General features: G+C 32.3%; 23 protein-coding genes and 2 pseudogenes. 4 read left to right on the top strand and 21 right to left on the bottom strand.

Features of this window, described 5'->3' with window-relative positions; all coding sequences use genetic code 11:
* Nucleotides 1–430 precede the first annotated feature (430 nt).
* The gene (locus AC2CGR_RS07465; RefSeq protein ID WP_484480911.1) at nucleotides 431–1,051 is read right to left on the bottom strand and encodes an SGNH/GDSL hydrolase family protein; all 621 of its coding nucleotides are present in this window, start codon (nucleotides 1,049–1,051) and stop codon (nucleotides 431–433) included.
* Nucleotides 1,052–1,278: 227 nt separating this feature from the next.
* A pseudogene (locus AC2CGR_RS07460) lies at nucleotides 1,279–1,620 on the bottom strand (acyltransferase family protein); the annotation flags it as partial.
* A gap of 260 nt (nucleotides 1,621–1,880) precedes the next feature.
* Between AC2CGR_RS07460 and AC2CGR_RS07455 the strand changes: the two are divergent.
* On the top strand, nucleotides 1,881–2,588 hold the full coding sequence (locus tag AC2CGR_RS07455) for a CPBP family intramembrane glutamic endopeptidase (protein WP_484480697.1): 708 nt from the start codon (nucleotides 1,881–1,883) through the stop codon (nucleotides 2,586–2,588).
* Nucleotides 2,589–2,771: 183 nt separating this feature from the next.
* On the opposite strand, the pseudogene AC2CGR_RS07450 reads toward AC2CGR_RS07455, so the two are convergent.
* Nucleotides 2,772–3,139 (bottom strand): annotated as a pseudogene (locus AC2CGR_RS07450) (D-alanyl-D-alanine carboxypeptidase); the annotation flags it as partial.
* Nucleotides 3,140–3,606: 467 nt separating this feature from the next.
* Nucleotides 3,607–4,266: a CatB-related O-acetyltransferase gene (locus AC2CGR_RS07445; protein ID WP_484480696.1), complete on the bottom strand. Its 660-nt coding sequence runs from the start codon at nucleotides 4,264–4,266 to the stop codon at nucleotides 3,607–3,609.
* A gap of 455 nt (nucleotides 4,267–4,721) precedes the next feature.
* Between AC2CGR_RS07445 and AC2CGR_RS07440 the strand changes: the two genes are divergently transcribed.
* Complete coding sequence (locus AC2CGR_RS07440) at nucleotides 4,722–5,192, top strand: DUF5065 family protein (protein WP_087963883.1); 471 nt, start codon at nucleotides 4,722–4,724, stop codon at nucleotides 5,190–5,192.
* Nucleotides 5,193–5,703: 511 nt separating this feature from the next.
* On the opposite strand, the gene pepD is transcribed toward AC2CGR_RS07440, so the two are convergent.
* The 6 genes from pepD to AC2CGR_RS07410 all read right to left on the bottom strand — a co-directional run bounded on the left by pepD (nucleotide 5,704) and on the right by AC2CGR_RS07410 (nucleotide 10,166).
* Complete coding sequence (gene pepD, locus AC2CGR_RS07435) at nucleotides 5,704–7,173, bottom strand: beta-Ala-His dipeptidase (protein ID WP_087963881.1); 1,470 nt, start codon at nucleotides 7,171–7,173, stop codon at nucleotides 5,704–5,706.
* A 207-nt stretch (nucleotides 7,174–7,380) separates the two neighbouring features.
* Nucleotides 7,381–7,557, bottom strand: coding sequence for a stage II sporulation protein SB (gene spoIISB / locus AC2CGR_RS07430; protein WP_087963880.1), 177 nt, complete (start codon nucleotides 7,555–7,557; stop codon nucleotides 7,381–7,383).
* 72 nt (nucleotides 7,558–7,629) lie between these two features.
* A complete protein-coding gene (locus AC2CGR_RS07425) occupies nucleotides 7,630–7,758 on the bottom strand; it encodes a hypothetical protein (RefSeq protein WP_029438356.1) in 129 nt (42 codons plus the stop codon).
* A 97-nt stretch (nucleotides 7,759–7,855) separates the two neighbouring features.
* The gene (locus AC2CGR_RS07420; protein WP_131102745.1) at nucleotides 7,856–8,593 is read right to left on the bottom strand and encodes a type II toxin-antitoxin system SpoIISA family toxin; all 738 of its coding nucleotides are present in this window, start codon (nucleotides 8,591–8,593) and stop codon (nucleotides 7,856–7,858) included.
* A gap of 186 nt (nucleotides 8,594–8,779) precedes the next feature.
* Nucleotides 8,780–9,517 (bottom strand): 2,3-diphosphoglycerate-dependent phosphoglycerate mutase, encoded by a 738-nt coding sequence (gene gpmA / locus AC2CGR_RS07415; RefSeq protein ID WP_087963878.1) that lies wholly within the window; start codon nucleotides 9,515–9,517, stop codon nucleotides 8,780–8,782.
* A 166-nt stretch (nucleotides 9,518–9,683) separates the two neighbouring features.
* A complete protein-coding gene (locus AC2CGR_RS07410) occupies nucleotides 9,684–10,166 on the bottom strand; it encodes a MarR family winged helix-turn-helix transcriptional regulator (protein WP_087963877.1) in 483 nt (160 codons plus the stop codon).
* 106 nt (nucleotides 10,167–10,272) lie between these two features.
* Between AC2CGR_RS07410 and AC2CGR_RS07405 the strand changes: the two genes are divergently transcribed.
* On the top strand, nucleotides 10,273–11,958 hold the full coding sequence (locus tag AC2CGR_RS07405) for an alpha-keto acid decarboxylase family protein (protein WP_484480695.1): 1,686 nt from the start codon (nucleotides 10,273–10,275) through the stop codon (nucleotides 11,956–11,958).
* Between the two features lie 121 nt (nucleotides 11,959–12,079).
* Here AC2CGR_RS07405 and AC2CGR_RS07400 read toward each other — a convergent pair whose 3' ends face one another.
* The 7 genes from AC2CGR_RS07400 to AC2CGR_RS07370 form a co-directional block, all read right to left on the bottom strand.
* The gene (locus AC2CGR_RS07400; RefSeq protein WP_087963875.1) at nucleotides 12,080–12,862 is read right to left on the bottom strand and encodes a class I SAM-dependent methyltransferase; all 783 of its coding nucleotides are present in this window, start codon (nucleotides 12,860–12,862) and stop codon (nucleotides 12,080–12,082) included.
* 288 nt (nucleotides 12,863–13,150) lie between these two features.
* On the bottom strand, nucleotides 13,151–13,558 hold the full coding sequence (locus AC2CGR_RS07395; protein ID WP_078985373.1) for a VOC family protein: 408 nt from the start codon (nucleotides 13,556–13,558) through the stop codon (nucleotides 13,151–13,153).
* Nucleotides 13,559–13,677: 119 nt separating this feature from the next.
* Complete coding sequence (locus AC2CGR_RS07390) at nucleotides 13,678–14,388, bottom strand: class I SAM-dependent methyltransferase (RefSeq protein WP_087963874.1); 711 nt, start codon at nucleotides 14,386–14,388, stop codon at nucleotides 13,678–13,680.
* A 100-nt stretch (nucleotides 14,389–14,488) separates the two neighbouring features.
* Nucleotides 14,489–15,250: an ABC transporter ATP-binding protein gene (locus AC2CGR_RS07385; protein ID WP_087963873.1), complete on the bottom strand. Its 762-nt coding sequence runs from the start codon at nucleotides 15,248–15,250 to the stop codon at nucleotides 14,489–14,491.
* Nucleotides 15,251–15,261: 11 nt separating this feature from the next.
* Nucleotides 15,262–17,601: an ABC transporter permease gene (locus AC2CGR_RS07380; RefSeq protein ID WP_131102159.1), complete on the bottom strand. Its 2,340-nt coding sequence runs from the start codon at nucleotides 17,599–17,601 to the stop codon at nucleotides 15,262–15,264.
* 6 nt (nucleotides 17,602–17,607) lie between these two features.
* Nucleotides 17,608–18,855, bottom strand: a complete 1,248-nt coding sequence (locus tag AC2CGR_RS07375; protein ID WP_087963871.1) for an MFS transporter — start codon at nucleotides 18,853–18,855, stop codon at nucleotides 17,608–17,610.
* Between the two features lie 61 nt (nucleotides 18,856–18,916).
* Nucleotides 18,917–19,552: a TetR/AcrR family transcriptional regulator gene (locus AC2CGR_RS07370; RefSeq protein WP_087963870.1), complete on the bottom strand. Its 636-nt coding sequence runs from the start codon at nucleotides 19,550–19,552 to the stop codon at nucleotides 18,917–18,919.
* A gap of 486 nt (nucleotides 19,553–20,038) precedes the next feature.
* On the opposite strand from AC2CGR_RS07370, the gene AC2CGR_RS07365 reads away from it, so the two are divergent.
* Nucleotides 20,039–20,251, top strand: a complete 213-nt coding sequence (locus AC2CGR_RS07365; RefSeq protein WP_087963869.1) for a hypothetical protein — start codon at nucleotides 20,039–20,041, stop codon at nucleotides 20,249–20,251.
* A 324-nt stretch (nucleotides 20,252–20,575) separates the two neighbouring features.
* On the opposite strand, the gene AC2CGR_RS07360 is transcribed toward AC2CGR_RS07365, so the two are convergent.
* The 4 genes from AC2CGR_RS07360 to AC2CGR_RS07345 all read right to left on the bottom strand — a co-directional run bounded on the left by AC2CGR_RS07360 (nucleotide 20,576) and on the right by AC2CGR_RS07345 (nucleotide 23,661).
* On the bottom strand, nucleotides 20,576–20,749 hold the full coding sequence (locus AC2CGR_RS07360) for a hypothetical protein (protein ID WP_165507110.1): 174 nt from the start codon (nucleotides 20,747–20,749) through the stop codon (nucleotides 20,576–20,578).
* Nucleotides 20,750–21,589: 840 nt separating this feature from the next.
* Nucleotides 21,590–21,772, bottom strand: a complete 183-nt coding sequence (locus tag AC2CGR_RS07355; RefSeq protein ID WP_484480921.1) for a hypothetical protein — start codon at nucleotides 21,770–21,772, stop codon at nucleotides 21,590–21,592.
* Nucleotides 21,773–21,953: 181 nt separating this feature from the next.
* Nucleotides 21,954–23,318 (bottom strand): DEAD/DEAH box helicase, encoded by a 1,365-nt coding sequence (locus AC2CGR_RS07350; RefSeq protein WP_484480694.1) that lies wholly within the window; start codon nucleotides 23,316–23,318, stop codon nucleotides 21,954–21,956.
* A 73-nt stretch (nucleotides 23,319–23,391) separates the two neighbouring features.
* Nucleotides 23,392–23,661 carry a hypothetical protein gene (locus tag AC2CGR_RS07345; RefSeq protein WP_071715843.1) on the bottom strand — a complete coding sequence of 90 codons (270 nt, stop codon included), beginning with the start codon at nucleotides 23,659–23,661 and terminating at the stop codon, nucleotides 23,392–23,394.
* Nucleotides 23,662–23,693: the final 32 nt, after the last annotated feature.

The raw sequence follows: 23,693 nt of genomic DNA, 5'->3' as shown, positions 1-23,693 counted from the left end.
AAAAATGTTTTTTCTTTCTTTATATATAAAATGAAAAATGTTTTAACGCTTAATTGACAATGTAAGTAATGAAATTGTTCCATATCTACACTAAAAATTTAATTTATGGTTAAGTTGGATTAGAAGAGAGAAGTTTTTAAGCTCATACAAGCAGTAGAAGCGGATATAATTAATGAACTTTATTATGAGTATTGTTTTAACAATTTCATTTAAAATATCTCTTAGTTCGGGTTCTCCAATTCTACCTTTTTTGTATATATTTGATAAAAAAAAAGAACCCTTATACTAAGGGTTCTGCAACAGAAAATATCAAAAATATAAACAATAAAAAGAATTACTTAAAGTATAATTTATAGGCACCCTATATACTTCTTTTCGTTTCAAAAAACCCCTGCGCTGTTTGCGACAAGGGTTTAGCTCATTCTAAAGCTTATTTAGAAGAGTCATGTACAGGCAAACTATTAAAAATCAATTCAGCAACTTTTACATACCCTTTTGAATTTGGATGAATGAAATCCGTAGACCAAAGCGTATTGTCATTAACTAACGGATGACTCCAAAAGTCAACAAGATGAAGCTTATACTCTCTACTCAGTGAACGTATAACATCATTTGCCTCTAATAATTGTTCTTTTAATGTTTGTTTTTTCTCTGAAGAAAAAGGAAGCCTTACTGTAAAATCTGGAAGACTTGCTATCATAATATCAGCACCTGTTTTACTTAATTTATCTATCATAAATTCCATATCGTTCCTATATGTTTGAAGATTCCAACGTCCTTTTAATACATCGTTTGCACCCGCAATTAGACTAACCAAATCTGGTTTAAAAGCTAATGCTTTTTCCAATTGCTGTGAGCGAATTTCTTTCGTTACTAACCCACGCTTTGCAAAATTAACATATTCTATATCGTTTACACACATTTGAACAAAATGATCTACCCAGCTTTTTAATGCGATTCCCTCAACTTCATCCCCTATCCCCTCTGTAAAACTATCACCAATCGCTACAAATCGCTGCCACATATGTATTCCCCCTTTATTATGAACCATATCTATACTATACAATAGCTCACAACGTATTTGTTATTTCTAAGTGTTTTTCAATTTCAATTACATTCCATTTTAGTATGTTTACATTTAGAATCCAAATTGACCGATTCCAAATATACTTAGGAATCGGTCATATTCGTTTACTAAAGAAATAAAATCCCTCTAGGTATTATACCTTTTTAAAAATTTGTTGTTCTTTATTTCGCCCAGTTGATACATTTCTATTCGATTAAATGATACGAAACTATAGAAAAAAGTAGTGTCATTGCAATGCACAAAGTAAGAAGGAAAAACAAAAGAAAAGCAATAGATATACGCATTTCTTGAGCCAATGACCAGATAACTGGATTATAGTTTTCCGTAAAAAAGTTATTAATAAGCACAAAGTGGTTTAAAATATCTAATTTCATTATAGATCCTTGCCACCTATCATAGAACCAATCCCGTAGCCCTACCACTTCATACAGCGAAAACAACATAAATAAAGCAAAGGTAATGATTATCCAAAAATAATAAGGAATATAGATTCTTACAAATCTCTTAATTAAATATCCCCAATAATTTGTTTGCCCTTTATTAGACACAAGAACAGGAAAATTTAGTTTATATAATAATCAGCCATTCATTTGTAGAATCTATGGCAATACTCATACAGATCTTGCATAAATTAATGATATAATAAATCTTGATATTTTTTGGGTTTAACATAATTTGATTTTTTACTCGTCTTTAATCAATGGGAGTCTCAAATAATGAATGTCTCTATTTCATTATTCTTTTAAGAATAAAAATCAATTTTCGAGAAAGGAGATTATGTATGATAGGGATAGTGGCATTATTCATACTGTCATGGATTGCACTTCAAATCTTCGGAAAACAATCTCTCTCAGTATTAGGTTTACTGCCAACAAAAAAACGAACAAAACAATTTATTTTCGCATTCCTATTTACAAGTATGTTATGCGCGTTGGTACAAAGTATAGATTTCTTGATTACACATCAATATTGGAAACTCAATCCAACCTATTCATTTATGAATTTTCTCACAGTTTTTTGGTGGAATATAAAATCTGTTCTCTTCGAGGAACTTATTTTCAGAGGAGCATTACTATATATAATAATGCAAAAAATTGGAGAAAAAAAGGGGGCTGCTTTTTCTGCTATTTGTTTTGGTATCTATCACTGGTTTTCTTATGGATTATTTGGAAGTTTCATACCAATGATTCTTATCTTTTTAGCAACCGGATTCTCTGGTCTTGTCTGGGCTTATGCTTTTCAAAAAACAAAATCAATGCTATTACCCATTGGATTTCATTTAGGATGGAACTTCACACTCAATCAAATTTTTTCAAAAGGTCCATTAGGAGATCAGCTTTTTATCCCTGTAAAAGGCTTTGACTATGTCCAGCTCGTAGGAATTCCTTCCTTATTTCATTTTTTATTACCCAACATAGCCGTGCCGCTCTTTACTTATTTATTCATTAAGTTTTATATTTGTAAAACTCAAACAAATTCAATAGCTTCTACACAAAAATAATTCAAAACTCAAATAAAAAGGAGCATGATAGCTCCTTTTTATGTTGAATCTCGTATTGATACTAAAAAACAGTATCCTTAATAGTTTTTCTAATAAGAATTTATAAAGCTTCGAAACTCTTTGACTTCTTTTCCAGCAATCTCTTCAGCTAAAGCAATTGTTGCAAATTACCATTGCCTCCTATAACTCTTTGACCGTATAAGATCCACCATTTTCTAATAGAACATTTGATAATGAGCGATCTTGCGAGATTTTATGTGCATATACAGAAATTTTAACTCTTTGATCCCGAGTTGTCCTTTCTCTACTGCTTCATGAACTAAGTATTCACTCATCATTTTTGTCATACTAGCAATTGCTAATGATTCCTCTGCATTTTTTTCATATAAAATTTTTCCGGAATTTGCTTCTACTAAAATTGCTGATCCTGCTTCTATATCTAAAACAGGGACTGTTTCCGCTGATGTGCTCCCAGACGTAACAACTATGCTACAAAATAGTGTAAGCACTGTTACTATTACAATGATTTTTTTGTAAAACATACCTTTCACTTCTGTTACCTCCAATATCTTTGTACTTAAAAAAACGTTGTTCTAACATAATCCTTCAAAAAATAGACAGCTTTATCAAATTCTATATACATATAAGACATTAGGACCACTTTCATATAGAACATCTCATCCCACACTTTTAGGTGCACTGATACTTTGTATTCCTACACATATCCCTATTTTTAATACCTTTGTATTTTTCAAGATAATCCGTACTTTCATATTTTTTAGGATTACAAGGAATAGACAATCAAAATAATAAATTTGTTCCACATTTTCAAAAAATAAAACCAGCGTGTCCCGATTAAATATCGAGACACACTGGTTTTATTAGCTATCAAGGATTTTAATTATTTAATTCAGCTATTTGCTAAACCCATACTAGAGATGAATTTCCCTTAGTCTTGACTATTCATTTTTATAATAAAAGAACTACATCCTATATAGAATGTAGTTTTTTCACAGATCTATCTATTTTTTAGTTCCTTTTTATAAAAATCATATAATAATTCAATAGATGAACTAGATAAAATAGGAATTGCCTTCTCAACTAATTCTCTATCCCAATCAAACCAACGCATTTCCATTAGCATATTTATTTCAGCATCAGTGAACCGTTTCTTTATTTCTTTAGCGGGATTACCACCAACTATCGTATAAGGTGGAACATCGTTACTTACAACAGATCCTGCTGCAACGATTGCACCTTCACCGATTGTAACGCCAGGCATAATAATAGCATTCATTCCAATCCAGGCATCACTTTTTATAATTGTATCGCCCTTCGGTTCATATGAATGTTCAATTTGCTCAGCGAATGGATATACTGTAATCCATTCTGAGTGATGATTGTGATTACCACCCATTAAAATAACTACTCCACTGGCAATACAAACATAGTTCCCAATAATGAGTTTATCAAGATGCCATCCCATTTGTTCAATTGGATTGAAAAGTGCTCGGGACTTAGCATCCCCCCACAAATACCTTACACAGCCATCTTCAAAATTTGGATGACCATAATAACCTGAATAATAGGAGTACTCTCCTACCTCAATGAGTGGATTTGTAACTATATCTTTTAAATACTTTGTTTCTGACCAATGATTAAATAATGGATGCTTCATAACTTTATTCCTCGCTTCTAAATAGTGTAGATTTTTGCAATTTACTTAGAAGCTTACTGCGACTGCTACATTTTTTAGCTTTTTCAAACGACGAATCATTATATTCAAGCCTTTCTTTTATAATAAAAAAATCATAACGTGATAAATTACATAAGTCCAATTGTAAAATTATGTAACAAACCTTAAAGTGTGAATTGAAATTTCAACATTAAAACAATCGAGTTTTCAAATAAAAAAATTCCAATTATATACAATAAAGACATCTTAGCTATACAACTAACTTATTTCTTATATTAGCCTTAACTCTCTCGATATAGTTTTATTATTTATCAATTTGTCTGATATATCAATAAATGTTAATATAATTATAGAAGATATTATCATCCATTAGATTTCACAGCTAGTTTTTCATAAAAACGATTTCTGAATCCTTAAGTAAATAGGAGGTTTAGAGGATGAAACTTTTAAGGCAAGCAACAATTATTGGTGCATTGACTGTTGGAGGATTTTTATTTTCGAATACAATTGGTACACTCCCACCTGCGTCTGCTGAATCGCAACCTACACAAAAAGAATCACGATTTTTAGATACTTGGCGGTGGCAAAACTATTTTTTATTACATCATAATGCAGATTTTATAGAAGAGTTAGCAGTTGGGGACTTAAAGCATGGAGATACATTCGATGTTACTATATATACTGGTGGTAAGGATACCGGTATTGTAAAAATATATCAATTGAGTGGAAATGAAAATGATGAAATAAACTTGCATAGATATAAAACCATTTATGACTCTGGTTTAAAACATAATTATGGTAGATTTGTAACGCCTATTACTAAGGCTTATAATCCGGGAACATATGTAGCCGTTATGAAACTTGGAGAAAATTATTATTATGGGGGCAGCTTTACAATCTCAAAATAATTAAATCTCTTCAAAAAATATTGGACAAAAACCATTTTAAAAGCTCCCCTTATTTAAGGGGAGCTTTTTTGATTATTTTCCTTTTTTAAGGTTAGAAAAAATACATATCTTTTTAATACAGCATTTTTATTCAATAACTGTTTCCCCCTCTTTAAGTTCTACAATTCAATATGCAATATTGCATATTCTTTATGTTCACTCTTTAAAAATGCAATAATTCATTTGTTAAAATATTCAAATTTAATATTGAAAGGAGAATATTACATGTCTTTTTATTCTTGGTCTCCTCTTATTTTCTTAATAGTTGTTGCAATCATCATTTCTACTAAAAAGCTTAAGAAACAATAATTTATTATTTGGAGGTGTAATAATGTCATTTGTAGCATGGAGTGCAATTTTTATGACTTTAATCGGAGCATTATCTGGAGCAATTTTTGGTACAATCTCCTTTAGAAATAAAAGCAAAAAGTAGCCTATAAAATTTTATAGGCTACTTTTCATTTCATCGTTATTACTTAGCTAATTCTTTCGTACCCTTCATTACATCAACGAAGAATCCCCAGTTATTCACAACAGAAGAAATACTAATATGTTCATCTGGAGTGTGAACATTGAATATATCTGGACCGAATGAAATTGCATCTAATTCAGGCATCTTTTGAACGAATACACTGCATTCAATCCCTGCATGTACAGCGAAGATTTCAACATCTTTATTGTATTTTTCTTGATGTACTTTTTCAAATAAATTACGAATTTGTGAATTCGGATTGTATGGCCATTCTGGATACTCTGACTCTATTTCAAATGTTGCACCAACTAATTCAGCAATACATTTAATCTCATCTGCAATATGTTGTTTTAAACTACTTACAGAACTTCTCACTTCGTTACGTAATTTAATTTCATCTTGCAATGTTTCAATAACACCTAAATTGGTTGAGCTTTCTACTAGACCTTTAATATCCATGCTCATACTTTGAATGCCGTTCGGAATTAAGAATAATGATGAAATAAGCTGCTTTTGTGTCTCTTTAGCAAATACTTTTTCTACTTTCTCATCCAATTTTGTAAGTGTAACATGAACATCTGGATCAACGGCACGCATTTCTTCTTGTAATACTCGTGACCATGACTCTAACTTTTCTTCTACCTTCTCTACATCTTCTTGACGTAATAAAATTGTAGCTACACTTTCACGCGGAATTGCATTCGTTTTCAATCCACCATGAACTTCACTTATATCAAATTGAATATTTGCTGATAAATCATGTAATACTCGTCCTAATACTTTGTTTGCATTCCCGCGTTGTTTATCAATTTCCATACCAGAATGTCCGCCTTTTAGACCACCGATATATAGACGGTATGCAACCAAATTTGCTGGCGCTTCATCCCAAATTACTGGAATTGTTTCAACAGCTTTCGCACCACCTGCGCTACTTACTAGTAATTTATGATCTTCTTCAGAATCAATATTAATAAAAATCTTTCCTTCAAAATGATTTGAATCAACAGCGAAAGCTCCGCCCATTGTCGTTTCTTCTTCAGTAGTAATAACTACTTCAAGTGCTGGATGTGGAATGTCTTTTGAATTTAATAAAGCTAATGCATATGCAACTGCAATACCATTATCAGCACCTAAAGTTGTTTGATTTGCATATAACATGTCCCCAATAATTCGTAATTCAATTGGATCTTTTTCAAAATCATGTACGGTTGCTTGATTTTTTTCGCAAACCATATCCATATGACCTTGAATAATAATAGCCGGTACATTTTCATAGCCAACAGTTGCTTCTTTTTTAATGATGACATTTAACGCTTCATCTTGAATAACTTCTAAGCTACGCTCTTTCGCGAAATTTACTAAGTAATCACTAATTTCTTTTTCATTACCAGATCCTCTAGGAATCTTCGAAATTTCTGCAAAATGATAAAATACAGGGTGCTTTGTTAATTGTTCTAAAGTAGAATACATTTGTAAGCTCCTCTCAAAATGACAAAATAATATGTAAGTTCTATCTCATTATACCATGTTTCAGTATTTCTCCTTTCTATTTCACACCTTAAAAATGTTCAAATATTAATATCACTCCTCCGAATAATATTGTGTATGATACCTATATACGATGAAGTTGCTTTGCAGAAGAAACTTGCATGAAATAAAAAAACGAAAGAACATATATTATGCATGTTCTTTCGTTTTTTTCACTCGTATATATTTCGCAGTATCGCTATTCATCAGTTTCTCTAACCTATCTATATTTTCCGTTAATGCACCTTTTACAAGAGAGAAATCTGTATTTGATTCTTCTTTTTTTTCTTTAAAAAACGAAGACTTTTGTACATTTACTTCAGCCATCTCCTCTCCCCCTTTTCCAAAAGATACAATCTTTTATTTATATTATATAGCAAGTATAGCCAGAGTGTACACTTATGATTTTCTTTTTAATTCTTCTTCTAACTCTTCTACTTGCTGCAACGTATCTCCTTTTATTAAAGAGAAATCAGTTGTATCTTCATTATCTTCTTTGAAAAAATCATTGTCATAATCTTTTATCACTACAATCACCTCTACGTGCTAGTGTAGGAATGATTGTCCGATTTTATTCAACTTTGTCCGATTTTATGTATAAAAGAGTAGGACAGAAGATTCTGCCCTACTTAATAAAATAACTATGATGTATCGTTAAATTATATACATTTTCAAAATCCCGGTCTTGAAGATTATTTTTCTTCCCGTCAATAACAATGAAAACATCACTCACTATTTTTGCTGGTATAATTCCGACATTTTCTACTTGCACTGCTTTCTGCTCATTCAATTGCTCAATATACTCTAACGGAATCATAATACTGAATTGAGAACGGATACCACGAAAGTTTGTATTCAATTCCTTTGCCGCTTCAAATACAACAATTTTTGCTCCAATCTTTTCCCCGTACGAATCTAAAAATGCGTTTAAGCTTTTTGTATATTCTTCCTCCGTATGCCATTCCATCGTACCGAATACTGCTGGATTGACATTTTGAATAATTGTTGTGTATATTTCTCCTCTTGCTTTAGAAGCAATTAATGACCGTTTTATCGATTGAACCGTCTTGCCGATATCGCTAAATTTCGCTCCCCATATTTCTGAAATATTAGGTGTTAAAATAAATGCAATATCAACGAAAATAACCATTGCAGTGAACATTAAAAGATTTTTCCAGAGGGTTAAATCAATTCCTTTTATCATGAAATATACGGTGACTGATATTATAAACAACCCATACCAAGTCTTTCGAATACGTTGCTTCTTCTCCTCGTACAACTCTTCGTTTTTCCAATAGAAGAAAATAAGTAATAGAAAAACGATTGCTAAAATAAATAAGCCGATTCGAATGTTAGAGATCACCAATGACATCACCCTCCATTCAAAAATACTCACGATATCATTACATGCACAAGCAACTCTCTTTATGACAAAAGACGTGGACAAGCTTCTAAATTTAGCTACATCGCATATACATTAGAAGGTGCCACGTCTTTATCATGAGTCTACATTGTATATGTAGACAAGCATTCATTTCAAATTTTCATGTTAAAAAGTAAAATGTTTCGGAATTTCCCCTTTAGGTACTTCTCCGTCCATACTTAAATAATAATGACGAATCGGACGTAATTTTTCGTCTAATTCATACACAAGCGGAATGCTAGTTGGGATATTTAATGAAACTACACCATCACTTGAAAGGTTGTCTAAATATTTCACTAGTGAGCGAATTGTGTTACCGTGTGATGAAATGATTACTTTATTACCACTCTTTAATGTCGGCGCAATTTCTGAATGCCAATAATTAAGTACTCTTTTCTCCGTATCCACTAAACATTCTGTCAATGGAAACTCACCTTTTTTCAGTGCTTTATATCTTGGATCATTCACTTCATATCTAGGATCATCCTCAGTAAGAGCAGGTGGTCTTACATCAATACTTCTTCTCCAAATATGAACTTGTTCCTCACCATATTTTTGGGCAGTTTCGTCTTTATTCAACCCTTGCAATGCACCATAATGTCTTTCATTTAACTTCCAAGATTTATGTACTGGTACCCAGGCAAGATCCATCTCATGAAGTACAATCCATAACGTCCGAATTGCTCGTTTTAATACAGATGTATAAGCTACATCAAAAGTATATCCGTTTTTCTTTAATATCTCTCCTGCTTCTCTCGCTTCACTTAATCCATTCTCTGATAGATCAACATCTGTCCATCCAGTAAAGCGATTTTCAAGATTCCATAAACTTTGTCCGTGACGAATAAGTACAAGTTTTATCATTATAATTCCCCTTTCGGAAATGTGAATTTTATTGTTCCATTGCGTACACGTATAAAGTATCTAGTAATGTATCTTTTTATCCATTCACTCTATGACCAAATCATAGTTGCCAAATGTATGGATAAAATTTGTTCTTTTTCAAACGATAAAAACAGAAGTTTTTTCATTATTTTTGATCGACTGGTATTTCCCGTTTCGATATCCAAGCATCAAAACCTGATCGGCTATTTGCCATTTCATTCATAACTTGGTGCCAATTGTCCTCACATGATTCACCAAATTTTGAAAAAATAGCACCCATTTGTTGTCTTTGTACATCGCTCAGTTTTTTCTCTAAATCAGTACCTTTTTCTGTTAAAGATAACTGTTTCACACGGCGATCATGTGTAGCTTCATTACTCTCAATTAAGCCCTTTTCCACAAGTTGGCGTAATGGTCCGTGAAGAGCTTGTTTACTTATTTCTAGTAGTGATAATAACTCATTTACACTTATCCCCGGAAAGCGTGCGATAAAAAATAAAATTCGATGATGTACTCTTTGAATACCATACTCTTTTATAATTTCATCTGGCTTTTCAGTAAATGTTTTATATGCAAAGTAAAATAATGCTAATGCTTCATTCATCTGTTCTTCTTTATGTTGTGTCATCTACTTTCCCCCTGTATGTAAATTATACCACATTCTCGTAATGAATTTTTAAATCCATACTCTAGAGCTGCTTTCGTTTATTACAAGACAGCAAAACAAAGAGGAGATGATTCACTTGAAAACGCAATATACTGTAAGTACATATTTATTAGACCGACTAAGCGAATTAGGAATTGAACATATTTTTGGTGTCCCTGGTGATTATAATTTGGCTTTTTTAGATGATGTAATAGCACATGAAAAGTTAGAGTGGGTTGGCAATTGTAATGAATTAAATGCGGCGTATGCAGCAGATGGATATGCTCGTATAAGAGGAATCGCCGCTCTTATTACCACTTTCGGTGTTGGAGAATTAAGCGCCATTAACGGTGTTGCTGGCTCATACGCAGAAAACGTACCTGTTGTAAAAATCACGGGGACACCACCAACAACAGTAATGGAGAATGGAGCACTCGTTCATCATACGTTAGGTGATGGAAAGTTCGATCATTTTTCCAATATGTATAGAGAAATCACGGTGGAACAATCAAAATTAACACCTGAGAATGCCGCTGAAGAAATTGACCGTGTGTTACGTGCATGTTGGAGTGAAAAACGCCCTGTTCATATTCAATTACCAATTGATGTGTATAATAAACCCATTAATAAACCTACAGAACCAATTTTACATAAACCAGTTTTAAGTAATAAAGATGCGCTGGATAAAATGCTTCTACATACAGCTTCAAAAATAAACAGTGCCAAAAAACCTGTTATTTTAGCTGATTTTGAAGTGTCACGTTTTCATGCGGAAGAATATTTGCATCAATTCGTAGAAAAAACTGGGTTTCCTATCGCAACGTTAAGTATGGGAAAAGGAATATTTCCAGAAAAACACCCTCAATTCATAGGGGTTTATACTGGTGATGTAAGTTCTTCGTACTTGAGAAAAAGAATTGATGAATCTGAATGTATTATTAGTATTGGTGTAAAGTTAACTGATACTATTACAGGCGGTTTCACACAAGGTTTTACGAAAGAACAAGTTATAGAAATTCATCCCTACACTGTGAAAATTTCAGATAAAAAATACGGGCCAGTTGTAATGAAAGATGTTTTACAACATTTAAGTGACTTAATTGAGCATCGCAATGAGGAAACTCTTGAAATCAAGCCGTTTATTTCAGAATCAGTTTCTATTACAGAAAAGTTTAATCCAAAAATGCAAATGGTTACACAAAAACATTTTTGGCAGCAAATGTACCATTTCTTACAAGAAAATGACGTCTTAATCGTAGAACAAGGAACGCCTTTCTTTGGTAGTGCCGTTATCCCTTTACCAAACAACACTACATATGTAGCGCAACCATTATGGGGATCAATCGGCTATACATTACCTGCTCTACTTGGTACACAGCTCGCTAATGTATCACGGCGCAACATTTTAATTATTGGTGATGGTTCTTTCCAATTAACTGTTCAAGAGTTATCGACTATACTACGTCAAAATTTAAAACCAATTATATTTTTAATTAATAACAATGGATACACTGTTGAACGTGCAATTCACGGTCAAAACGAACCGTATAATGACATACAAATGTGGGATTACACAAAAATAGCAAACGTATTCGGATTGAAAGAACAAAGTCGAACATTTAAAGTGGAAAATGAAACAGAGCTGGCAAAATTCTTAACGGAAATAAATCTTAATAAGGATCAGCTTATCTTTGTTGAAGTTGTAATGAGCCAAGGGGATCAGCCTGAATTGTTAGCTAAACTTGGAAAAAGAATCGGCCAACAAAATTCTTAATATTACAAGCATAACCTAATTATATAAAAGGAAAAGGATGACAAGTGTCATCCTTTCCCTTTTATATATAATATTTCAAGAATATTCTTCGACTAACGTCTCGTGTGACAAGTCAAAATTTTTAATCACCCTTTAACTTTATAGCTTTTGTAGCAATAAATGTTTTAATATGCTTATCTAATATTCTTGTTCCACCAAAATCATCCTCATAAAAACCTGTTATAATAAAACCTGCTTCAATTTGGCCTTGGATTTGGTCTTCTAGAGTATGCGCATATTCTATTGTTTGATTTGAATCGATGTAATCTTGAACTTCATCCTCTGGTAAATAATCCAATGTCGATGAAGGGATTGAATGTTTTACATCAAGAATACCTTTTTGTTCTTGATTATCATCAAAAATCCATAGTAATGGATTTGTAAATCCAGAAATAAGAATACCTTTATTCTTTAAGACCCTTGAAACTTCATTCCATACAAGTTGAACATCTTTTACAAACAAATTAGAAACAGGATTTACAACAATATCAAAATATTCATCCTCAAAATCACTAAGGTCTGACATATCTCCTTGTACTGTTTTTAAAGTTAAACCATCCCGTTTTGCTACATTTTCATCTTGTTCCAATTGCTTCTTGGATATATCAGTAACTGTTACATCTGCTCCAGCAGCAGCTAGAACTGGCGCTTGTTGTCCGCCACCTGATGCTAAGCAAAGTATCTTTAATCCATTTAATGACTTTGGAAACCAATCTCTAGGAACTGATTTTTCCGTAGTCACTGTAATCTCCCATTCACCTGATTTACTTCTTTCAATAATCTCGCTACTTACAGGTTGCGTATATCTAGAACCTTCTTCAACTTTTTTATCCCATGCATTACTGTTTTGTTGAGTTGTATCCATTATAACTATTCCCTCCTAGCTATCTTATTACATTTTAAGTGTAAGATCATTTTCTATTTATGCTTTTCTTTTTCTATTAACCTAACCAATAATTAATACATATTTTTCTATATTTATATTAACAGATAAAAAGTAGTAAAAAAATAAAATATTCTAAATAGAAAAAATACAAATTTATTTAAACAAATAAAAAGGCATTCCAAACCTGTTGACGGTTGGAACACCTTTTTATTTGTTATTTAAATTTTCAACCTCTTAACTACACCCATTAAACAAATCAATTACAATTTATTCCGCAAGTGTTAACTGCCAAGACACGCCATACTTATCATTTAACCAACCAAATTTTTTACTAAACGGATAGGCACCTAAAGGCATAAGTACTGCTCCATCCTCCGCTAGTTTATTAAAAGCCGTTTCAATTTCTTCTTCCGTATCACAAGTTACATAAAGAGACATAGCTGGAGTGAATGTAAAATTATGATTTACATAACTATCTATGCACATGAACTCTTGCCCGTGTAACGTAAACGTTGCATGAATGACAGTACCCTCTTTACCAGGCCCGTTTTCATCGTAGCGAGAGATATTTACAATTTCTGATTGATCGAATAGTGATGTGTAAAAATTCATCGCTTCTTCAGCTTTTCCTTCAAACATTAAAAACGTAGTAATTTTTTGATTTGTGTTACTCATATAGAAACAACCCCTTGTTATATATTTATGTAAAATATACATCGGTTAACAAAACCGAACGTACATTCTTATAAGTGTATTGTCTATACAAACGATGAGTTTGTCAATTATCTCCTTTCTTATTTCTTCTTAAATAATGCTGTCCAAAGAAATGATTCTCCAAACATAGTATTTGGTTGTTCCATTTGCTTCATTTTTCTAATTTCAATCACTTCAAATTCTTTAAATATCTCTCTTAATTTTTCTTCCGAATAAGCAAGACCACCTTGTAGACTCCATCCTCTATATACATCCCAATCTGTTATGTCTGAGCCATTTCGTTCGTCTAAATCGCCTGCCGCAAAACATGTTAATCCGAAATAACCACCTGATTTCAATGAGTTTTTAATTAAATCCACATAATTTATTCTTCTATGTGGTGGAATATGATGCAAACAGCCCGAATCGTATACAAAGTCAAAATCATTTTGACCCTCCAAATTAAAAATCGAATCACAAATAAAGTGAATTTCTATCCCTTTTGCTAACGCTCTCTCTTTCGCCCAATTAATGCCCTCTATAGATAAATCTACTGCTGTTACATCAAATCCTTCATTTGCTAGATAAATTGCATTTCTACCCGGACCACATCCAAGTTCTAGTACTTTTCCTTTTGAAACCCACTTTTTTTGTATATACGAAACTAGGTTCTCATCTGGTACATTTTCAAAAAACGGAACATCTTTTTCTCTATTTGCATAAAATTTATTCCAAAATGGTTCTGCTGGTCTTAATAATGAATCTAGCATTTTTAAAATATCTTCTTGATTATGCAACATTTCATTTTTCACTTGTATCCCTCCAAATATAAATATTCAGAAAATTATTATACATCTTTTAGAACTTTCAGACAAAGAGAAAAACTCCTACATTCAATAGGAGTTTTTCTCTTTAAAATCCAAGAATAGCTAACCATTTTAACAACTTCTCTTCTCGCGCTTTTAAATCATCGTTCCTAAGCTTACCTAACTGTATTTCACTAACAATTTCTCCGTCCGCCATAAAAAGAACTCTTTCTGTTTTCGCTGCTACCTTTACATCATGAGTCACTAACATAATAGTCGTTCCATCACGATTAATATTTAATAAAATTTGCATTACTTCTTCTGTTGATTTTAAATTTAGAGCACCCGTTGGCTCATCAGCAAAAATAATATTTGGATTATTAATGAGCGCTCTACATATAGAGACTCTTTGTAATTGCCCCCCAGATGCTTCGGTTATATAATGAGATGCTATATCATTTATCCCCATTTTCCTCATTAGTTCCAGAGCACGTTGATTTACTATTTTCTTACTCTCACATTTCGCTAAATACGCAGACAAAATGATATTATCAAATAGATTCAAGTTTCTAAGAAGGTTGCTCTGCTGAAAAATAAATCCTATTTCAGTAAGGCGCAATTTGGCTAACGCTTCTTCTTTCATACAAGATATTTCTTTACTACCAAATTTCACACTTCCTGATGACATTTGATCCATTCCACTAATATTATATAGTAACGTCGACTTCCCAGAACCAGAAGGCCCCATAACCGATACAAATTCTCCCTCATAAACCTCTAAATCTATATTTTTTAGCACGTGATAATTTGCATTTCCATCTATTGAAAATGTTTTGTTTACTTGCTTCACTTCTAAAATTTTTTTCAAGTTTTACACCCCTACTCCCCATTTGGCTTTACATCGTTTGTTTGATTTATAGTAAAACTACTGAAAAGTGTTGTTGCAGTCACAGCTATAAATAAAATAGCTGGACATATTATATAAGAAACGATAGGATTTACGACAAACTTTATATGAGCTGCTCCCATAAATGAGCCTAACCAACTTACTAACATTTCACCAAACGTAGCAGCTATACATATCCCTGTCACAATGCCTAATAATACGATGACAATCGAACGAGTTATATACTGTATACGAATATCTTTATAAGAAAATCCGATATTTTTCATAATTAAAATTTGCGAAGAATCTTTTGCTAATAACATTTTAAAAAACATCGCAGTTATTAAAACTGATATTAATATCGCAATCAAAATAGCTACTTGAGTCACAAGTCTTATTTGTTTAACTGTCTCTCCTAAAGTTTGCGTTAAATAATCATCCGTATCTGTTATTTTTGTAGAACTAAAGTTTTGTTTATACTCCTTCACTTTTTCTTGCACATCCACATTAGGCTTCAAATCTATATTTACTACATACCATAATATATTTTCATTATTATTAGAAAAACTAGCTTTAGCTGTTTTCCCACCATTCGTTACATCTTGATATATACCACTAATCGTTAGTGTTTTCTCTTTCCCATCTACAAATAAAACGATATAATCCCCTACACTCTTTTTTAATTCATTTGCGTTCATATAAGAAAGAGCAATTTCATTTTCATTTTTTGGTGGCCTACCTTGAATATAGTCTAATGGAAATGTAGTGAAGTCTCCCACTTCTACATTTAAGTTTTCATGTGTATCATCAGCGCTAACCATTTTAAATGTACTCGTTACAAATGCTGCATATTTTTCTACTTCATCATCATCTCGTAAATATGATATAACGTCCTTAAATCGTTTCTCTATATTTTCAGTTTGCTGTAAATCTATTCGAATATCACTTTTTCCTGTTCCCATATAATTAACAAACTTCGGTGACTGAATCGTATACAAAATGTTAACAGGTACCACAATCATAAACACAGCTATTATTAATACGATACTTAATACGCGATATAACTTAAATCTTTTTATAACATCTTGTATACCAATAAATATATTTACATTTGTAATTTTAGTTTGTTTGATTGAAAAAGATTTTCTAATCTTTCTTTTTCCTAGTTTATCTCTTGATTGCAAAGCATCTATTGCTGTAATTCCCCTAAATTTCCGCAAAATGATACGACAGAACAGGATAACGACTAAAAATAACAATGTTGTGATTATTAACGGCACAACATTGTGTAAAATACTTTTATCTGCCGCCCCCATATAAAGAGTGATATTAGAAGTAAATATCTTTGTAACAAATAGTGAAAATATATATCCACATATACATCCACCAGCTGAAATAACAACATATTTTGTTACATATAGTTTTTGAATATCTTTGTTATGAATGCCGATAGCTTTCATAACTCCAATTTCCCGATAATCTTCTTCCATCGAAGTAATGATCGTAAATCTAATACATAACATTGCAATTAACATTAATAATGCACTTATTATGATAAGTACTGCAGCTATTATTCCATCTGTTAATGAATTGAGTGTTTTAAATAGTGAATACGTAATAGAGGGGCCTTTTTGAGGTAAGTTCGATGACTCGTATAGATTTTCAAATTCATTTATTTTATTTTCATCTGTTAGCTGGAATTCAATAAGATATTCGCTTTCTCCAAAATTCCTTTTTATTTTTTCAAAGTCTTCATTGCTTATTACGAATCGTTTTGAACTAACAATTGATGGATTCATTTGAACATCACGAACAAATGCTGAAATAGTAAATTCTAGTTCATTCTTATTTTTATCAACCCATATTTTATCTCCAATACGCAAATTATATTTTTGCATATAATAAATGGGTACACCTATTTCCCCTTTCCTAACATCAACCACTTCATTATTTAAATTTAATAAAAAATCAAACTTACTATTTTGTTTAACGAAGCTTATGTCCATTACACTACTATGTTCCGCTTCATTTTTCTTCTTTATAAAAATGTTAGATCCGTTTATTTGAACCATCTCAGCCGTTTGCTGTTTTTTTACAAACGGAGTTTTTTCTACAAAGGAATCAATTGACTTTTGATTTACTTCTCCGGCATGCATTTGTACGAAATGCGGTGCGTTTGATACTTTAACCAATTGATCCATTGAGTTCAATAGATTCATAACATTACTTGAAGCACTAGCCATTAAAAGACTTGATAACATGATAAACATAAATAAAATAGTAATTATCATTTTATTTTGAGAGAAATCTCTTTTTAACATTCTCCTAATCATATAAAGCTAGTTCCCTTCATTCGATAGTATTTTCTTCGTCACAACTGCTATTAATATCATTATGAAACTAATAACTAATATAGGTAAATAAATTTTCATACTGAATTCTTCAAACATAAAACCATAAACGACTTGCCCAATCGGTGTCATGCATTGGGATACCGCTGTAATAATTGCCATTACTTTTCCTAAGTTCTCATTTGGTGTTTTCTTTTGAACTACAGTAATCACATAGATGGATACAATTGTCATGATCATTGCAATTAGAATAGAAGAAAGTATAAAGAGGATAAATGGTGGATAGTATCCTAAATTAAGAATAAATGGTGTAACTGATAGCGCTACTGGTATTACTAATAGAGCTATAATAAGCATCCAATAATATAATGTTTTCATCTGTAACTTTTTAGCAAAGAAACCGATTGACAATGCACCTAATATGGTGGCAAAATCAATTAACCCCATCCCAATTCCATACATCGTATCGCTACTTTGCATAGTTACTCGTAAAATAATAGGTCCTCCAACAACAAATAGCGGTGTCAAAATTAAGTTTAGTAAAGCTGCAAGTAACATAGCCTTCAAAATAAATGGCTGTTTTAAAACATATATAAATCCTTCTTTCATATCCTTTACAATTGTCGGTATTATATAGCTTTCTTGTGCTCTTTTTATAAAAGGTATTGTAATAAACATTTCTAAAATCGCAGATAAAAAGAAAGCAAGACAACTTATTATTACAAGCATTTCCAAACCAATTATGCCGTACAATATTCCTCCTAATATAGGAGCAACTATATTAGATAGTGCTTGCACACCATTTACAATACCGTTCGCTTGTTCTAATTTTGTCTCAGGAACTAATTGTGGAATACTTGCCATTACAACTGGTGAGTACATTGCACTAATGACTGCTAATAAAAACATTATTGTTCCAATCAATATAATAGATACAGATCCAGTAAATAATAAAACTATAAAGCTTAATACAATCGTAGCGTTTATAAAATCAAATATAACCATTAAATTACGGCGATTAAAACGATCTGCTATCGCTCCGCCAAGAGGAGCTAGCAAAAACGGAATACTCGTTACCGCATATAATCCTGCGAATATATCAGCACGTCCTGTTATATCTAGTACATATAATGACAATGCAAAACGTAAAAGTGTTGAACCTAAAATAGTAATAATTTGCCCACTCACCATTAAATAAAAATCTTTCATCGAAGATTTTATACTTATAGACATCATAATCACACCCTTCCTTTAATTTAGACCGACTGTCGGTCTATAATAAACAAACAGAAAAACATTATTTCTGTTTCATTAAAACCTCCATCATATAATCAAAGGATCCTTCTTTCGCTCCAACAGATACTTCCATCATTTTAATATAAGCTTTCACTCTCCTCATCATTTCTTCCGGTTTCCATTGGAATAACCCATCATCAAATATGACTTGCGCTGAGGATAGTAATAATTCAATCGTTTCTTGTGGGTAGGAAGTTGAAAATATCCCCTCTTCAATTCCTTGCTCTAAAACTTCCGTTAATACAGGAGATAAATGAATAATAGATTGTACTAAACTTTTTTGATGCATTTCTGCATTATTTGGTTGATGAAATTGCTCAATCATTTTATCTTTTACATCCCCTGATTTTGGGGATTGCTCCATCAAAACCCGCAATAACTTTTCTAACACTGGGATTTTGGGATTAGAGATGATTACTTTTGCTTTAGCAACATCTTCTTTAATAATCCTCATAATAATCTCATCCATTACTTCCTCTTTCGACTTAAAATAGTGATAAAACGTCCCCTTTGCTATCCCTATCTCTTTTAAAATGTCATTTACTGTTGTTTTCGTATAACCTTTCGTAATAAATAAACGTTCAGCAGTTTCTAAAATTTCCTTTCGTCGCTCCTCATATTCCTTAACTATGCGCATTCACGTTCTCCTTCCCGCCAGACCGACTGTCGGTCTATTTCAATTATATGTTTAGTTAGTAAAAAGTTTCCTAATTATTGTTTATATACAACATCCTTCTTTCTATTTCCTTTATAAATTTTTATTTTTTAGCTTCCGTTCAATTTATTTAAAACGTACCTCATGTTTCTTATCGTCACCTTTCATTTTAGGAAAAGAACGATGCCCCGGCTTAATCCTATTTTTCTTGATTCTTCATTCAGACGCACAATACTTTGTATTTTTTCAGCTCCTTTACCACAAGTCTACGCATCTCCTTTTCATCGATGACTTCAAAAAGTGACAATTGATTCATACGATACGGTTCCCCTCTGTTCGATCTATTTACTTATGAATGGATTATTTTGTTGAGTCCCAATATGCAATATTGCATATTTCGTACTTTTAATTTATATATATGTAATAATTTATTTATAAAAATATAAATTATTACTAAGGGTGATTTATATGAGCAAGTTCCGAAATAAGATAATTAAATATTTGCAAACATTTTGGGGATGCTTAGCATTTGGTGTATTAATGTTTGCTATCTTCTTAATTATGGATTTAACAGATGCATCTTTAAATACATTAGGCTGGAGGGACTGGCTAGGTTCTGTAGCAGGCGCAGCCATTTTATCTGTTGGGATGTTTACTTTAAATAAATTGGATTTAAAATAAATATTCGGTCAATACTGAATGTAGGCTGTATGCCAACATTCATGTAAAGTAGTCTTCTCTGATCTCCTTGTATTGAGCAGTTAGCTTTTGCTAGCTGCTCTTTTATTTCATTCCAGTTCTTACCTCTTAAAGAAGTCTTTAACTGCGTTTCCCAATACGTACACATATCTATTCCCCTTTGCTACAAAATGAAATCTTTATTTTGTTTTATGCGTCGCTTCTTCAATCAGCCAAGATACAATATTAAAATCATTAGCTTCAACCTTTAAAGATGTTCCGTTCTAAAAGCATTCTTTAATCACCTCGAGTAATTCTCCAACAACTTCAATTCATCCCGTATTCATTCGCCCTTTCTCCCAAATAACTATTTTGTTTTACTTTATACTCATCGCTCTTTTGAACATTTACCTTTCTATTGTTATATTTGCTCATTGTTTTTCTCTTTGTTTTACTAATTAGCTGATTAATTTCGCAAACACCATTTATTAAACATTCCATGTTTCTTCATCTCTTGAATATTTTTCAAATAAAAATACATACTATTTTCAAGCCGCCGTGTCCACGGCTAATACTTCTTTCTTTTGTTACAGCAGAAGCAGGTAGGTTCTTCACTTATCTGCTTTCTCTGTATATTTTTTTAGAAATCGAAAATAATACCAACAAGCTGTTTGAACTAGCAGCTTCACTCTTCTCGTAATGGGGATGCAAATTATCACAATTAGCTAACTCATTGAACTCACTGGCAGACAACCAAAATCGTTGTCTGCTTTTTGTATGAGATTTTTCATTTTACATATACTACTTTTGAACCTGCATACCAATACGAGCCATTTTGGTGCTTGGGATTTCCCTTCCGGGGATAAGTATTTTTTACTTATCCCTTTTTTTGTATAGACACTTATATTTAGGGTAAAACTAATCACAAGCAGATTTTCTGTTTATGCGTAGTTCTAAACAAGATTACTGTTTCTCCTATTAAAGGACGGCAGGTACGACTGCTAGTCCTTTTTTCTTTTTTCGTATACTACCCCTTCTGTTAACTTCACACTACATTACCTTCATCGTCATAGTAAGCAATTTCCCAATTAGGATGGCAGTGGTGCTTCTCGAGTTTCTCATCGAACAAAACTAACAAAGTAATTTTCGAGTTTCCAACGATTGTCCCCCCCCCCATACGAGTTTAATCCTCATAAACTTCTCTTGTTCTATTTCGACAATTGCGGAATGTGTAATGAAAATACTCGTTCGCTTCAATACCTTTTCTTTCAACAAAAGTGTTCTGCCTAAATAGTAGACATAATAAGTGCCGTTCTCTTTTTGCTGCAGCATAACATTCCCCTACCATTTGAATATGTTACGAATTTCTTTCACTCCATCGTTCAATTCTTTGTTTCCAAAAGATGTTTTCGTATCGTTATACCAATTGATTTTTTCATACTCCGTATCATCATCAGGGGAGCTAGCACGAATTGCTTTCTCTCGATTTTTTCCGATTAAATATTGTTCATACGTAAGTTGCACTTGTTCCTGAATTACGACATGGTTGTAATTCCCTTGCTCTACTGCTTTTGGACTATATAATCTCCTTTATAAATTTTAAATACGGTGAATGAAATTTTTGTTCTTTTTCTTGCTATCATCCTTGTTCTATACAAACAAAAAAAGAGCCACAATTTTTGCGACTCTTTACAATTCTAACTATTTAACGGCCACGTCTTTGCTGACCTTGCTTTGAACTACCTTTTTTATTACTTGGCTTATTAAATGATCGGTTGTTTTCATTTCTTGAACTATTTCTTGAATCACTTCTTGAACCATTTCTCGAACCACGTCTTGATTCACTTCTTGAACCTTCACGGCTATCTCTTTGACGATATTCGCCTGATTTCTTCGGAGCCGGCTTTGGTACCGGTTTTCCATTTTCATCTACATGTTTTATCTTCGGTTGTTCGATTATTTCTCTTTGTATTGGTGCACCAAGCGTTTTTTCAATTTCTTCTAAATGTTTTTCATCTTTCGCTGCAACGAATGTAATTGCAAGACCTGATCCACCTGCACGTCCTGTTCGGCCAATGCGGTGAATATAACTTTCTACATCTTCAGGGATATCAAAGTTAAATACGTGCGTTACACCATCCACATCCAATCCACGAGCTGCTACATCCGTTGCGATTAAGTACTGGATTTTAGCTTCGCGGAAACTCTTCATAACTCTTTCACGTTTCGCTTGAGGTATATCACCATGAAGTTCAGCACAATTATAACCTAGTCCTTTTAAATTATCATAAAGCTTACTTGCTCTAACCTTTGTACGACAGAAAATAACTGCTAAAAATGGCTGATCACGATCCATAACAAAACGAAGTGCATCTGGCTTTGCACGATCTGTTGTCTCAATGACACGCTGCTCAATTTTATCAACCGTTACTTCTTCACTTTGTATTTGAATCATTTGCGGCTCATCCATATAGCGCTTCGCCAATTTTTTAATATCTTTTGGCATCGTTGCTGAGAATAACATCGTTTGTTTACTACCAGGTGTCTCATCTAAAATATCTTCAATATCATATAAGAAACCGAAATAAAGCATTTGATCCGCTTCATCTAGTACAATCGTTGAAAGATTACTTAAATCAATTGTTTCACGTCGTATATGATCTAATAATCGTCCTGGTGTTGCAACAACAATATGTGTATTACCTTTTAATTTTCTCAATTGTTGTGCTACATCTTGCCCGCCATAAATCGCTAGTACATTAATATCTTCTCTTTGAACAAGCATTTTTTTAATTTCAGTTGTAATTTGCAGTGCTAGTTCCCTTGTTGGTGCAACAATTAAAGCCTGAACATCACTAGACTCTGGATCGATTTTTTCTAAAATCGGTAACACGAATGCTAACGTTTTACCCGTTCCTGTTTTCGCCTGCCCAATAATATCTTTACCTGACAGTATAACAGGAATTGCCTTCTCTTGAATCGGTGTTGCTTCTGTAATTCCATTTTCACGTAATGTATGATTAAAAGTTTCACTAATTCCTAATTCTAAAAAGTTTTTCAAATAGACCACTTCTTTTCCTTATTTTTCACATTAGCTTTCATTGTACCATTTGTTTCGCCAAATATGAAAAATAAAAAAATTCTTATCTTCTTTTTTTATATTCATCGTGTACTAGTCGGACAAATTCTTTTTGCTTTTTCTCGGATTTTATTAATGCTTCCATGTTAGTAGAAGACAAAATGAACTTCTTAACTTTTCTATTACTCCAAATTAATCTTGTATACTTTGTATCTTCGTGTAGCTTTCGAAACCACTCAAATTCGCTTAATTTGGCAATATGATGTTTTAATTTCATGTCATTTCGAGGATAAAATAAAATGATATCTGCAATTACATCAAACAATAAACTCATCTTCTCCCTCCTATACATATATATTTCAAATT

Source organism: Bacillus sp. LSHTCR4 (assembly GCF_057197025.1).
This window is presented reverse-complemented; position numbering and strand designations above follow the sequence as displayed.